Here is a 14552-nt window from a genome sequence, read left to right as displayed (position 1 = left end):
TTTACGTTTCTACTGAATACAAAGGAAGCATTATGTCTGCCACTCTATCATCACATATCTTAGATACTCATTTGGGCACGCCTGCCGCGGATATCGCCGTCACCTTACATCGCATACAAGACAACGGTGTCGCTACACTACTAGCGCATGGGACGACCAATAGCGATGGCCGCGTGACACCAGATGCTTGGCAGTTTGATGCAGCCATTGATGACGATGAAGGTAAGCTCGCTATCGGGCGCTATACGGTGACGTTCGATACTCAGTCTTATTTTGATGCCCAGCAGCTGACAGCATTTTACCCGCAAGTGGTTATCGACTTTGTGGTAAAAGACGCTAGCCACTATCACGTGCCATTACTTCTGAGTGCGCATGGTTATAGTACCTACCGCGGATCATAACCGAACCTTATTATCAAAAAAATGTGAGCGAAAATCGTTATCCGCTCACAAATATTTTATTAAGACACTGTCATATTAAAGGACACTTACCACATGGGCGCCTACCTTCTCGAATGGTTGAGTTTATTTTTTCGCTGGTTTCATGTTATCGCAGGGGTGGCATGGATTGGTGCATCGTTTTATTTTGTGTGGCTGGATCTGAGCCTACGCAAACCGCCACAGTGGAAAGCAGACAAAGGTATCTCAGGTGATCTGTGGGCCGTTCATGGTGGCGGGTTTTATGAGATTGCCAAATACAAACTCGAACCGGAGGAGATGCCAAAGACGCTACATTGGTTTAAGTGGGAAGCGTATACCACGTGGCTGACGGGTGCGGCGATGATGTCGATTGTCTATTATGCCAATGCAACTGCCTACCTGATCGATCCAAGCAAAGTGCCTTTTACCAGTATCGGTGCCATTGCGACAAGCTTGCTGTTTTTATTCGGTAGTTACTTTATTTATGAAGTCATTGTGCGCAGTCATTTGGGTAAAAATGCCTTTATTTTTAGCACCCTGATTTTTATTTTACTGGTCATCGCAAGCTGGGGGTCTTATCAGCTGTTTAGTGATCGCGCCTCATTTATACATATCGGTGCTATCTTAGGCACAGTGATGGTCGGTAACGTATTCTTCGGTATCATGCCAGCGCAGCGTGCGCTCGTAGACTGTGTGCGGCGCGGCGAAAAACCTGGCAAAGAAGTCGCTGAATTGGCACTGCAAGCCAAAAACCGCTCACTGATGAATAATTACTTTACCCTACCGCTCATCTTTACCATGATTAGCAACCATTATCCGATGATGTATGCTCATGAAAAAGGTTGGTTGGTCTTGGTTTTCGTTGGCGTTATCACCGCAACGGCACGTCATTATTTCAATCAAAAACATTTAGGTCATAAAAAACCACGCTACTTGGTTATCCCAGCCATACTGACCGTATTGTTGATTATTTGGATGCGACCTGAACCGATTAAGCCAGCGCCTGCAATACCTGCTACCGCGGCAGTAGCACCTACAACGACTGATAGCACGCCGCCAGCTACAAGCACGACTACCAATACAAACACTGATACCGTCACTAATGCTAATAACAGTGTTAGTAATGATGCAGCTACTGCTGAAGCCGTACCAGTCAACGCTTCGGCAGATGACGCTATGATGGATGTCGTGCATACGCGCTGTAGCACCTGTCATGCGGTGCAACCGACACAACAAGGTTTTGCTGCTCCTCCAGCCGGTATCATCTTGCAAACACCAGAAGACCTAAAAATACACAAAGCAAAAATAGTTACTGCGGTACAAACTGGCTATATGCCACTTGGCAATATTACTCAGCTAACAGATACAGAACGTCAGCAGCTTGTAGCGTACGCATCATCCCTGTAGTTTGTGATTAGTAAATAACTTTCCTTGGCGAGCAGTATTCAAACAAATATTTAAGGCTCCACGAGATATAGGAACATAAATAATGAGCAAGAAAATCACCAGTGATTTTGATCAAAGCACGTATCCCCGCGACCTAAAAGGCTATGCTGGTAACCCACCAAAAGCGGACTGGCCGGGTGGCGCGAAAATCGCCGTACAGTTTGTATTAAACATCGAAGAAGGTGCTGAAAATAGCGTCATTCATGGCGATGGACAATCAGAGCGCTTTTTGTCAGATATCCTAGGTACACCCGAATTTAACAATCGTCACCAGTCTATCGAGTCAGCATTTGAATACGGTAGCCGTGTCGGTGTGTGGCGTGTATTAGATGTCTTTAAAGAGTACGGTGTGCCCATCACCACGTTTACCTGTGCTGCCGCTGCCGAAAAAACCCCGCATATTATTGAGCGCGTATTAGAAGACGGTCATGAGATTGCCAGTCACGGTCTACGCTGGATTACTTATCAATATATGTACCGCGAGACGGAACGTGAGCACATTCGCCGTGCTACCAACATATTTGAGCGCATGCTCGGCAAGCAGCCACTCGGCTGGTACACGGGACGCGACAGCCCAAACACGCGTGAGTTGGTCGTCGAACAAGGTGGCTATCACTATGACTCTGACTCATACGGCGATGAGCTGCCCTACTGGCTCAATGTCAAAACCCAAGAAGGCGATCTAATCACACGCAAGCCGCATTTGGTCATCCCTTATAGTTTAGAGACCAATGACATGCGCTTTTCTTCTAGTCCAGGGTTTACTCACGCCGAGCCGTTTTATCAATACCTCAAAGACAGCTTTGATACCCTGTACGAAGAAGGCGAGCACACCCCAAAAATGCTAACCATCGGTTTGCATTGCCGTATTATCGGACGGGCAGGACGTATCAAGGCGCTAAAACAGTTTTTGCAATACATCACCAGCAAGCCTGACGTGTGGCTATGCCGCCGTGATGAGATTGCCAAACACTGGTATGAGAACCACCCTGCGACACCAGACAATACAGCCAACTGGATGTAGCTTTTGCCATTGCCTCGCTCATTGAGTACGTCGCAGTGTGTCGAATAACTAAAACAAACGGCACACCATCAATCAACGCTACTATCAAACAAAAGGAATCATGATGAATCAAAATACTTCAGAAGTAGGACAAATTATCTCAGCAAATAATCTACCTGAGAGCCTGCCAGCCTTTACTAAAAAATCAAACGTGGCTGACAGTCGCTTAGGTGCCAAAGCGCTATTCGCGACCGATGACTTTTTTGCAGATAAAAGCCGTATTTTAAACCCTGATGCGCCTATTTTTGTGGTCGGAAAATTTGACGATAACGGTAAATGGATGGACGGCTGGGAGACGCGCCGCAAGCGTCATTTGGGCTATGATTATTTAATCATCCAACTGGCGCGTCCGACCAAAATCGCGGGTCTCGATATCGATACCAGTCACTTTACGGGTAACTTCCCCTCTTCCGCTAGTGTCGATGCTTTGTATGCGCCAGAGCTACTACAGCAAGATGAAACTGAGCTTACTAGCCTCAATAAAGAAGACTGGGACAGCAAAAACTGGCAGCCCCTTGTCGGCATGACCCCACTACAGGGCAATCATCATGAGTTTGTTGAGACTGATGATGAGCAAACAGTCACCCATATCCGTCTGAATATCTATCCAGATGGCGGCGTGGCTCGGCTGCGTGTCTATGGTGACATTCAGCTCGATGCCAGCCTAAACACTCAAGGTGAGATGCTTGACTTGGCAGGCGCGTTAAATGGTGGTCGTGCGATTGCCAGTAACGACGCACATTTTGGTGCCGCCAGCAATCTACTGTTACCAACCAAAGCGCCCAATATGGGTGATGGCTGGGAGACGCGTCGTCGCCGTGAGCCAGGCAACGACTGGTGCATTATTGCCTTAGGTCAAGCAGGTGTTGTCGATTCTATCGAAATCGATACCGCTTACTTCAAAGGCAACTACCCTGATAAAGTATCCATTCAAGCCGTCTACTCGCCAAATACCCCAGAGCAAACCTTGGTCACTCAAAGTATGTTTTGGGACACGTTGCTTGAGCCACAAAAGACCAATGCGGATGACGTCCATACCTTTGGTAACGATAAGCTCCTAATAGACCAGCCTATCACCCATATCCGAGTCAATATCTTCCCCGATGGTGGTATCAGCCGCGTGCGCGTGTTTGGCAAAGTGGTAGATCAGGCGGGTACTACTGCTGATGCAGAGGTCAAATAATGAGTGTCATCCTAACGGCTCAGCCTTTGACCAAAGCCAACTTTGCCCCTTACGGCTCGGTTATCGAGCGCTATAGTGAGGAGGAGCAAACCGCTGACAATACTTATCAGATCAATAATGGCTATGCGGTTCGCCATCATGCGCTAGCCGAGAGTCAACTTGAGGGTGGCACAGTCGGTATGAGTATCTTTCGAGCCAAGAAACGTGAGAATCCGATTGCCCTCTCCGTCATGGAGTATCATCCATTTGGCACGCAAGCGTTTGTGTCGATGGAGGGTCAGGACTATGTCATCGTTGTTGCCAAAGCAGGCACGCCACCGCAGTCGACAGATGATCTAGCCGTGTTTTATGCCAAGTCTCATCAGGGTGTACAGTACGATGCCAACGTTTGGCATCATCCTCTACTCGCTCTTGGGCGTGACAGTGATTTCTTAGTTATTGATCGTATCAATGGTGAGGGTAATAATTGTCATGAGATAGATATTACGGATTGGCATGTGTCTATTGAGTTAGAAAATGAATCCAGTTAACTGAATAGAAGATAGTCGCATCCAACATGTACAGAATTAACGCCAGCTAATGTCTATTAGCTGGTTTTTTTATGTTTATTGCGTTGTTAAATCATATGCTTATCAATTGATTAAATCCCATCAGACGACCCAATTTGGGGCACATGGATATCCATCTTGGTGCTGTTATCGCGCATCTGATACTTCGAAAAACATTGTTTGCCACATGTATCTAAATTCATGGACACTGTCTCTCTCATTTGAGAATAGTTAAGGACTATTTTGCTTATTTTTACCTTTATTAATGGCCAATAAGACTAAAAGTTAAACAACTCTGTAGATGATAGCTTTTCAGCTCATTTGTGGCACAGTTATTGAATGCTCTTTAGTAGTAAGCATTTAAGCGCTATCACTCAACTGTTATCTGACAGACAGTGGGTTAATAGTTTGTTTACTGGCAAATAATAACGATGCAGTTTTAGGGCAATCAACAATCAATTGTACATAAAGGGGTCATATTTTGCGTTTTGATTTATTAACGAGCTTATCCTGTCATACCAAATCATCTAGCCAGAAGCTAGCTTTACTCAAACCATTGTCGATAGCAGCTGTTACTATCGCTACTTTGGGTAGTATGTCTAGCATCCATGCCAAGACCTTCTTTACTGATACGAGTGTCTCCGTACTTTACGGCGGTGATTATGACCTCGTAGAAGATGGTGAACTGACGACCGTTACATTAGAGCATGCTTCTGCGCACGACTGGGGCGGTGTGTTCTTCTTTGTCGATCGAAACCAAGGTGCCGATGACATTGAAAACAATAGATTTAGAGAAACTTATGGTGAGCTGTCTCCTACGTTCAAAATAGCAACTTTTAATGATAGCTTTATTAAGCAAGTCAATTTAGCCGCTACTTATGAATTTGGCTCAAACAGTACTGGGTTTGATCAAGACAACTATTTGGTTGGTATTGGTGCAGATCTAAATATCCCTATTCCAGGAACAACATACGCGTCTGCAACGCTATACCATGCTTTTAATGACAATATCGATGATGATCAACAAATCACCTTGACCTACGGTTGGGAGCGTAACAATTTTGTAGTGGACGGTTTTATCGATTATTCATTTAACAACGATGATATTGAAGATAATATTCATATCAATCCGCAAATCAAATACAATCTACAAGAGGTGCTCGGTATTGATAACCGCCTAGAAGTCGGCATGGAGTATAGTTATTGGAAAAACAAATACGGTGTCGATGGTGTCAATCAAAGCGCCCCTAGCGCCCTCGTAAAGTTCCATTTTTAACACCAGATAGAGACCTTTATTCGTAAAAACCCCCTGCTCCTATTTGGTAGAAGCAGGGGGTTTATTCTTAAGAGATATCTACTGGCTGCACTATTGGTGCAAGCACACACTGATATATCTGTCCTATAAGGCAGCGCTGCAATAGCGACTCACGCCTGCAACGACTGTCTGTTCGATCACTCTATCATCACCCAGCATCATGAGTACAAACAGCTGCTCCTCAAGTGATTTGGTCTGTGCCATACGTCGCTCAAGCAGCTCGGTCGCCTTCATATCGATGACGACAAAATCGGCTTCTTTATTGGGCATAAAGTTACCAATCTTATCATCCAATAGCAGCGACTGTGCATTGCCCAAAGTAATCTGATATAACCCTTGGTGCGCTGACAACTGATTGCTCTGTAGTTGCTGGATTTTGTACGCCTCTGATAACGTCATGAGCATAGACAAACTCGTGCCTGCTCCAACATCAGTGGCGATACTGACACCGGTATAACTTAAGGTCTTGGGTAAATCGAACAGCCCACTACCCAAAAACAGATTAGACGTTGGACAATGTGATATCTGTGTGCCAGTCTCGCGTAGACGCTCGTATTCTGGGGTCTCAAGGTAGATACCATGCGCCAAAGTCGTGCGCCGACCTAACAGACCCATATCATCATAGACATCGAGATAACCTTTGTGATTGGGATACAGCTGCTGAACAAAAGCAACCTCATCGCGGTTTTCTGCTAGATGCGTCTGCAAATAGACACTATCGTAGCTGGCATATAACTCGCCTGCTAGCCGTAGCTGCTTCGGTGTCGAGGTAATCGCAAAGCGCGGGGTAATGGCAACATGCTGACGTCCGCGCTCATGCCAGTTATCAATGATGTTTTGCGTGTCACGGATACTTTGCTCAGCAGGAACGCACAGTTGCGCAGGCGCATTTTGGTCCATCAAGACATTGCCCGTGATCATACGCGTATTGAGCCTATGGCTTTCAGCAAAAAACGCCTCGGCGGATAATGGATGACTGGTCGCAAAAACCATCGCACTGGTCGTGCCATTGGCAAGTAATTGGTTCAAAAAAAACTGCGCGGTGTCATGTGCCACTTTTGGATCACCAAAGTTGGCTTCCGTCACAAAGGTATAATTATTGAGCCAGTCGAGCAGTTGCTCACCATAAGCGGCGATCATATCTATCTGCGGATAGTGAACATGGGTATCGATAAAACCCGGCATGATGAGTTTGTGCCGATGGTCATGAATCTGTACTGGTTCTTGACTGTTATTAGTAGCGGTCAGCACATAATTTGCTAACATCGCCTCTCGACTGCCATAATTGATAACCAGTCCAGTCTCATCATCAATAACAAGTGCGCCGTCGGCAATATACTCAGGGTAAACACGCACGCCTGCAATTACTGGAAGCAACGTTGTATCTTTATCAACGGTCAGATTTACGAGAAAGTCAGGAATTCTAGTATCGGGGGATTCAGCAGCCGTACGCTTAGCAAGGTCATCTTCGCTAATATAATGTAATAAATGAGCTTGATAAATATGTAGGGTCATTGAATGGTCTCACATGGCTTGGTAATGCGGAGCATGTTAATAAATAATGCTGAACATTTTGATAAATAGTGCTGAGCGTTTAATAATTCGACGGAAAATAACGATGCTAAAACGGGGCTATATTGAGTATAAAAACTCAGCGTTCAGCCTGATGATACTGCTGTAGTAGCTGTGCCACAATAGATACAGCCACCGCCATCGGCTCTTTGCCGCCGATGGGTAATCCGATTGGCATGGTGAGCTGATTGACTAGTTGCTCACTATAGCCACGCTGAATCAAACGGTCTCTAAAACGTTTGGCTTTGGTGGATGAGGCAATACAGCCTATATAGGGTAATGAGATATCTGAGCGCTTACTATCAGCTAAGCCAGTATTAGAAATAGTATCTAATGCTGCGCGCACCAGCTCAAAATCCACACTATGGTCATGCGTCATAACTAGAATAAAACGCTGACCACCCTGCTCAATAAATGGACGCACAAAATCGACAGGCTCCTCATCAATATGTGGACGAATATGCCTTGGTAGCTGGTAGGATGGTGATCGGTTCGGTGTGGGGTTTTGGTAGGTACTGTCTACTTGGTCCGTTTTACTGGAGTTATCTTTATCCATTAAATAACGCGCAAACATTTCTGGCCGACTGTCCACCCAATCTACCTGACATGGCAATTCAGCAAGGATGGTCATGAGTGCTGAGGCCACATGCCCTGCCCCAAATACCAGTACTGACATCGGCGGTGTCACATTAAAGCACTCGAACATAACAGTGACGCTACCGCCGCAGCATTGGGCCAATTTTGCGCCCAGCGGGTAATGTTTGGTATAAACCGTGTCACGGCGTACCGCTTTAGAAGAGGTTGGCACGCTTGTATCATTAGCTTCAGAAACTTTTGGTTTGACTTCTTTTGATATGGTCGCTGCTATCTCACCGTTTAGCAGTTGACGAGCAGTAGTAATCACATCGTGCTCAAGACCGCCGCCGCCCAACGTATCTACGATGCCATCCTGCGTGACGATCATCTTTGCCTGTAGTGCACGCGGGGCCGAACCATTTACAGCCACGACCGTTGCCAACACATGAGCCATGCCTTGCTGCTGATATCGTGCCAAACCTTCATACCAGATGACTGGCGGTGCCAATGACTCACTCACTGTGCGCAGGACCTCTTGCCCCTGCGACATTTGGGTGCTCTATCGCTTCTGGCTGCTCATCAGTCTGTTTGCCTGCCACCTCTTTTGGATCGATATCTTTGGCATGGCGTACATCTTGCGGCATGACTTTGTCGTTATAGAGATCGCCCTTTTCTTCTACACCTTCAACAAGGCTATCCATCGTATCCTTGTCCGCTTTGGTCTCTAGATCCCAAGACGAACCTTCCATACGCATAACTGCTTTTAATACGGCTTCTGGTGTCGCAGGCATTGTCAGCTCTGGATTTTTTTGATAATCACCAAGGCTAGCCACCGCGTTATTGATGGCACACCAGACACTGGCAGCCAACATAAACGGCGGCTCGCCCACAGCTTTAGAATTATAGATAGTTTGTTCTTCGTTTTTGCGGTCATACAGTTTCACATTCCACTGCTTAGGCAAGTCATGTGCGGTTGGGATTTTATAATTGGCAGGACTGTCGGATGCCAGCTTTCCTTTATCATTCCAGATCAGCTCTTCTGCTGTGAGCCAGCCCATTCCTTGCACAAAACCGCCTTCAATCTGACCGATGTCAATGGCAGGATTGATCGATTGCCCTGCATCGTGTAGCACGTCACAGCGCAGCACTTTGTACTCCCCTGTCAGCGTATCAATCTCAACCTCAGCGCAGGCAGCACCTAATGCAAAGTAAAAGAATGGACGTCCCCATGCTTTAGAACGATCATAAAATATCTTTGGTGTTTTGTAGTAGCCAGTAGACGATAGACTGATACGGTTTTGATACGATAGCTGAATCATTTCGGCAAAGGTTAGTGTCTCTTTGTCACCGATATAGACATGGTTTTTCTCAAAGCGTATATCTTCTTTTGCCACCTTAAAATGCTCAGCTGCAAACTCAACGATGCGCGCTTTGATGCTCAAGCAAGCATTTTGCGCCGCCTTACCATTAATATCGGTACCTGATGACGCTGCCGTTGGTGAAGTATTAGGCACTTTATCCGTACGAGTTGCGGATACTTTAACTGTGTCCAGATCCACATCAAATTCATTGGCGACAATCTGGGCGATTTTGATATATAGCCCTTGCCCCATCTCCGTACCACCGTGATTGAGATGAATACTGCCATCGGTATAAATATGTACCAGTGCGCCTGCCTGATTGAGCGTCTGCACCGTAAATGAGATACCGAATTTTACTGGCGTCAATGCAAGCCCTAAGCGTTTATCACTACCTTCTGCAGCGGCTTGTTTATTGGCTGTTATAATTTGCTGACGGCGCTTGTCGTAATCACAATCTTCTGCCAGTGTGCTCATAATAGTCGCCAAATCAAAATGCTCAATGGTCTGACCGTAATGCGTGCTTTGACCATCTTGATATAAGTTTGCTAGGCGCACTTGCAATGGATCTTGACCCAAGGTATAAGCAATGTGATCCATCATATATTCAGCAGTCATCAGCCCTTGTGGCCCGCCAAACCCTCGATAGGCCGTATTGGATACGGTATGCGTCTTGCAGCGATGACCTGCTACATGAGCCGCTGGATAATAATAGGCATTGTCACAATGGAACATTGCTCTATCAACGATGGCATCAGACAAATCTGGCGCGTAACCACACAAGCCAGCCAATTGCATATCGACGCCCAATATACGACCAGACTCGTCTAAACCAACCTCATAACGATTGGCAAACTCATGGCGTTTGCCGGTCACGACCATATCATCCTGACGATCTAACCTCATACTGACAGGAACGTTATGACGTTTGGCAACGATACCGCACAGACAGGCCCATGCAGCGGCTTGCGTTTCTTTGCCGCCAAAACCGCCGCCCATACGGCGCACAACTGTATTGACCGCATTGAATGGCAAGTCTGTCACTTCGGCGACCAGCTGCTGTACTTCGCTTGGATGCTGTGACGACGTGTACACTTCTAAGCCACCATCATCACACGGCACCACATAAGACACTTGTCCTTCTAGATAAAAGTGCTCTTGCCCACGCATATGAATATGGCCTTCGATGCGAATCGGTGAGTCCTCAAGCGCAGTCGCCGCGTCACCACGCTTCATAAAATGACTCGGACGCACAAAAAACTCTTGCTCTAGCGCTTTATCGATACTAAGTACCGCTGGCAATGGCTCATACTCCACCACTGCCTTGGTGGCCGCTTTTTTGGCAGCGCGATGACTGTTCGCCACCACTACAAACAGTGTCTGACCCACATACTCTGTGGTGTCATCCACCATCAATGGCTCGCCGTCGAACACCGCACCGATATCGGTCTGCGCCGGTAAATCTTTAAAACTTAAAACATCTACCACCCCATCTGCATCTTTGACAGCGCTCAAATCCATACTTAATACACGTGCGTGAGCGTGGCTGCTTTTACCTACTGCCAGATGTAGCGTGCCTTGCGGTTTTGCAATATCATCCACATAAGTTGCTGTCCCCATGACATGGCTAATCGCACTATCATGCTTAGCCGAGGTACCAATTTTGTTTTTTGGCGGACGCACGCGGCGGATACTATAACTGTCAAATAAGGACGAATGATGGCTCATAGCAAATCTCTTCTATTAGTACGCATTTATCGATGCGCTTTTTTATTTCTGACAAATACACTCATGAAGCAATATCGATACTCAATTACGCTCGCACTCAAGCACTCTCAGTTTGCATCTCTGCTACCAATTGCTTACCACATTTCACCAGTAGACGCTGTACCACATGCATGCGGTATTCACGGCTGGCTCTGACGTCAGTCATCGGCGTGACATCTTTAGATAGGATTTGTGCCGCCTGCTCAAAACTTGCAACATCAACCACTTGTCCGATCAGTGCTTGCTGACACTTGGTCGCTAGCAATGGTATAGCCGCCATTCCGCCAAGTCCAAGCTTTGCATTCTCGATAATTGCACCATCTGCTGACACATCAAGTCGCGCCGCAAGCAAGCAAGCTGAAATATCATCTTCGTAGCGTTTGCTAATCTTATGAATAAATAAGTGCTGATTGTCGTGCATCAGAGGAACATGGATAGCGACTACGTAACTGCCTGCTTGCAGTTTGGTCTTTTTATAATCTAAGAAAAATTCTGATAAAGGTATGATTTCATCTATACAAATCGAATCGCTATTATCTAAATCGTTACCTGATTCTGCACGATTAGGCGCGCAATGACGCAGATGGATTGACGCATCTAGTGCCAATAAAATCGGTGGTAAATCACCAATTGGAGATGCATTGGCTATATTGCCGCCGATAGTGCCCATATTACGGATTTGCGGAGAGGCAATGCGCTCAAATACTTGCGCAAAGCTTGGAAAATACTGCTCAAGCACAGGCAACATCTGCTGATAGCTCATGCCAGCACCTAGTACTAGCGACTGACTTTGAGTTTGTCCGCCAGTCGATGTGTCACTAGTTGCATCTGATAGCGACCAAGATTTTAGCGCCTCAATACCTGATAGCTGAATAATGACCTCGTGATCGATTAGATGCTGCGTCACACTCAATCCCAAATCCGTACCGCCTGCCCAAATGGTAGCTTTTGGATGGGTAGCTAATACCTGATTAAGCTCATCTAATGTTTTAGGCATATATAACTGTCGCCCAGCATCATTAAGTGCAGGGGCAATCGCTTTCGACTCTTCATTCTTTAATTCGACGTTATCTGGCACGTTTTCAGATATTGCTGATTCTTTTATACTACACATCGCGTCTGTGGCTAGACTGATAGTCAAGTCTTTCACCGCTGAATGCTCCGCCTCTCTCTGCTGACCGATATCGCTCATCAGTAGGCCTGCCTCGATAATCGGACGATAACCTGTACAGCGACATAGGTTACCAGATATCGACGCAACCACTTCATCATAGCTCAACTGCTTGGCATCACTCTGACTTGCTGCTTCTGAACTTGTCTGCATACGATTATTTTCGTAGACGCAGGCCAGTGACATCACAAACCCAGGGGTACAAAAACCGCACTGTGATCCGTGACATTCAACCATCGCTTGCTGCGCTGGATGTAATAGGGCGCGCTCTGGATGATGCTCAGGATTGTCCGCCAAATAAGAGGCCGTCATAAGATGATGACCGTCCATCAGGGACACTAGCGTAATACAGGAATTAATCGTATGGAATGGTGGCGTAGCATTTTTTTCGTTGCCATTTTCAGCATTAAGCGTTTGCTGACTAGTGCTAGGCAGGCGCTGAACCATTACCGTACAGGCACCGCAATCACCACTACCACAGCCTTCCTTCGTATCCGTTTGGCCTTCATGCAATCGTAGATACTCAAGCACTGTCGTATTGGGGTTAAGCTGGGTTAGCTCATGGTATTTTCCATTGAGATAAAAACTAATCATAGCAAGGCTCGGCTAAAATAATGAAAGTGATTATAAGACTGAGAGGCATTAGTGGCTTGGGTAAGAAAGGTAAGCGCTTAATCTATATTTTGCTGCAACCGCTCAAGTAAGTTTATCGGCAAGTACGTTTTTAGTTTTTAATATACTTACTATTTATTCTATGTCGCATTTGTAGCATGTCGATGATTTTGATATCGCACACTCTTTTATAGCAAATAAATCGACCATAAGTAGCAGTAATTATCAGAAGCTTTTGCCAAAAACTAGCACTAGAATATACCTGACTATTTGGTCAGCTTTCAACATATTATCACTATTCTTATTTACAATACAACCCATTCAAATATCTGTCGATACTGCCAAAGAATTGACCTTCAATCTGCTATCTGATAGCCGCTATCAATCCTAACAGCAGAGATTTATAAGACTTGTAATGTTAGTCATTGATATAGCTAATGCAAACGCACAGTAGACAAGTTACGTCATGACTGAATAAATAATCTCTTTGAAAACAAAGATAAGCACATGCACCGCTTTTAAATTTATATAACCGACCTGTTTTTATATATAATACCTAAAAATAAACCTTACTTTCGACTGTCATCGCTTCTGACGATAGACAGACAAGATATATTATTGGGTAATATATCGTCTCTGAGATACTATTATGAAGTCACTTACCTCTATTTGTCTGCTGATAGCGACGCTGATGCTGACCGGTTGCCAATACTTCCAATTTGTTGACAATCCTATTCCTGTTAAGCCTGTACGGACTAATCTGGTTGCTCCATAAACTGGTCACGCCATAACATTGACATAAAAAAAGCAGACATCAATGGTGTCTGCTTTTTTACTGGATTAGCCTGTCACCTACGGTATTATCTAGCGCTTACTATCCGCTGGCTGATGTTTAATAATAGTTTTAGCCAAATGATCACCAAACCAAATAGCCGTATCAATATCTCCTTTCCCTGGCGTTTCTTCAGGTGGCCCATCAAGCGACTGCGTCATCAAACCCAAAAAGCTAGATAGACGGTTGAGATCGTACGCCTCATGACCTGTCGGCATGAGTGGCAGACCAATCCAATTCATACCATGCTGCATGGCATATAGAGAAATCTGCTGTAGTACGGCAAGTTTATCACCGCTTAGGCCGCCTGAGTTGGCAAAAGCTGCGGCCCACTTGCCTTCCCACGTGCGGTTATACCAACGCTTTGAGGTTTCATCCATAAAGGTTTTGAATTCAGCAGTTACGCTGCCCATATATACCGCGCTACCAAAAACCAATAGATCTGCCTGATCTAAGTAATCCCAGTCAATATCATAAATATCAACAGCTTTTGCTTGCGCCTCTGGTAATTGCTGATGCGCGCCTTGTACAATCGCTTCAGCGACACGCTTGGTATGACCATAATTGCTATGGAAAATCACGGCAATTGATACGTTAGGCGTACTATCAGTAGATATTTTTGAGGATTCGCTAGTTGTATTCATACAGACTCTAATAATGACAATAATGGTTAAATAAAAATAATATAGT

At 45.5% G+C, this 14552-nt stretch carries 11 protein-coding genes; 6 read left to right on the top strand and 5 right to left on the bottom strand.

Annotation, left to right across the window (positions count from 1 at the left end; genetic code table 11):
* Positions 1-32: 32 nt before the first annotated feature.
* The 6 genes from uraH to QO189_RS02355 all read left to right on the top strand — a co-directional run bounded on the left by uraH (position 33) and on the right by QO189_RS02355 (position 5935).
* The gene (gene uraH / locus QO189_RS02380) at positions 33-401 is read left to right on the top strand and encodes a hydroxyisourate hydrolase (protein ID WP_371531348.1); all 369 of its coding nucleotides are present in this window, start codon (positions 33-35) and stop codon (positions 399-401) included.
* 93 nt (positions 402-494) lie between these two features.
* Positions 495-1826, top strand: coding sequence for a urate hydroxylase PuuD (locus QO189_RS02375; protein WP_371531347.1), 1332 nt, complete (start codon positions 495-497; stop codon positions 1824-1826).
* A gap of 82 nt (positions 1827-1908) precedes the next feature.
* Positions 1909-2889 carry an allantoinase PuuE gene (puuE, locus tag QO189_RS02370; protein WP_371531346.1) on the top strand — a complete coding sequence of 327 codons (981 nt, stop codon included), beginning with the start codon at positions 1909-1911 and terminating at the stop codon, positions 2887-2889.
* A 103-nt stretch (positions 2890-2992) separates the two neighbouring features.
* On the top strand, positions 2993-4111 hold the full coding sequence (gene alc, locus QO189_RS02365) for an allantoicase (protein ID WP_371531345.1): 1119 nt from the start codon (positions 2993-2995) through the stop codon (positions 4109-4111).
* Positions 4111-4641: an ureidoglycolate lyase gene (locus QO189_RS02360; protein ID WP_371531344.1), complete on the top strand. Its 531-nt coding sequence runs from the start codon at positions 4111-4113 to the stop codon at positions 4639-4641. Before alc ends, QO189_RS02360 begins: the two co-directional genes overlap by 1 nt.
* A gap of 499 nt (positions 4642-5140) precedes the next feature.
* Positions 5141-5935 carry a DUF5020 family protein gene (locus QO189_RS02355; protein ID WP_371531343.1) on the top strand — a complete coding sequence of 265 codons (795 nt, stop codon included), beginning with the start codon at positions 5141-5143 and terminating at the stop codon, positions 5933-5935.
* Between the two features lie 123 nt (positions 5936-6058).
* On the opposite strand, the gene guaD is transcribed toward QO189_RS02355, so the two are convergent.
* The 5 genes from guaD to QO189_RS02330 all read right to left on the bottom strand — a co-directional run bounded on the left by guaD (position 6059) and on the right by QO189_RS02330 (position 14506).
* Complete coding sequence (guaD, locus tag QO189_RS02350) at positions 6059-7489, bottom strand: guanine deaminase (protein WP_371531342.1); 1431 nt, start codon at positions 7487-7489, stop codon at positions 6059-6061.
* Between the two features lie 136 nt (positions 7490-7625).
* A complete protein-coding gene (locus tag QO189_RS02345; RefSeq protein ID WP_371531341.1) occupies positions 7626-8672 on the bottom strand; it encodes an XdhC family protein in 1047 nt (348 codons plus the stop codon).
* Complete coding sequence (xdhB, locus tag QO189_RS02340) at positions 8635-11208, bottom strand: xanthine dehydrogenase molybdopterin binding subunit (protein ID WP_371531340.1); 2574 nt, start codon at positions 11206-11208, stop codon at positions 8635-8637. Before xdhB ends, QO189_RS02345 begins: the two co-directional genes overlap by 38 nt.
* Before the next feature lie 97 nt (positions 11209-11305).
* A complete protein-coding gene (locus QO189_RS02335) occupies positions 11306-13012 on the bottom strand; it encodes a xanthine dehydrogenase small subunit (RefSeq protein WP_371531339.1) in 1707 nt (568 codons plus the stop codon).
* 882 nt (positions 13013-13894) lie between these two features.
* Positions 13895-14506: a flavodoxin family protein gene (locus QO189_RS02330; protein ID WP_371531338.1), complete on the bottom strand. Its 612-nt coding sequence runs from the start codon at positions 14504-14506 to the stop codon at positions 13895-13897.
* Between the last annotated feature and the right edge of the window lie 46 nt (positions 14507-14552).

Origin of the sequence: Psychrobacter sp. Arc29, from assembly GCF_041431175.1 — a bacterium.
Lineage (GTDB): Bacteria > Pseudomonadota > Gammaproteobacteria > Pseudomonadales > Moraxellaceae > Psychrobacter.
The sequence above is the reverse complement of the archived record's forward strand: the minus strand, read 5'-3'. Positions and strand labels throughout refer to the sequence as shown.

Coding starts and splice junctions, on each gene's coding strand:
- uraH (WP_371531348.1), top strand. CDS start 33: ATGTCTGCCACTCTATCATCACATATCTTAGATACTCATTTGGGCACG.
- QO189_RS02375 (WP_371531347.1), top strand. CDS start 495: ATGGGCGCCTACCTTCTCGAATGGTTGAGTTTATTTTTTCGCTGGTTT.
- puuE (WP_371531346.1), top strand. CDS start 1,909: ATGAGCAAGAAAATCACCAGTGATTTTGATCAAAGCACGTATCCCCGC.
- alc (WP_371531345.1), top strand. CDS start 2,993: ATGAATCAAAATACTTCAGAAGTAGGACAAATTATCTCAGCAAATAAT.
- QO189_RS02360 (WP_371531344.1), top strand. CDS start 4,111: ATGAGTGTCATCCTAACGGCTCAGCCTTTGACCAAAGCCAACTTTGCC.
- guaD (WP_371531342.1), bottom strand. CDS start 7,489: ATGACCCTACATATTTATCAAGCTCATTTATTACATTATATTAGCGAA.
- QO189_RS02345 (WP_371531341.1), bottom strand. CDS start 8,672: ATGTCGCAGGGGCAAGAGGTCCTGCGCACAGTGAGTGAGTCATTGGCA.
- xdhB (WP_371531340.1), bottom strand. CDS start 11,208: ATGAGCCATCATTCGTCCTTATTTGACAGTTATAGTATCCGCCGCGTG.
- QO189_RS02335 (WP_371531339.1), bottom strand. CDS start 13,012: ATGATTAGTTTTTATCTCAATGGAAAATACCATGAGCTAACCCAGCTT.
- QO189_RS02330 (WP_371531338.1), bottom strand. CDS start 14,506: ATGAATACAACTAGCGAATCCTCAAAAATATCTACTGATAGTACGCCT.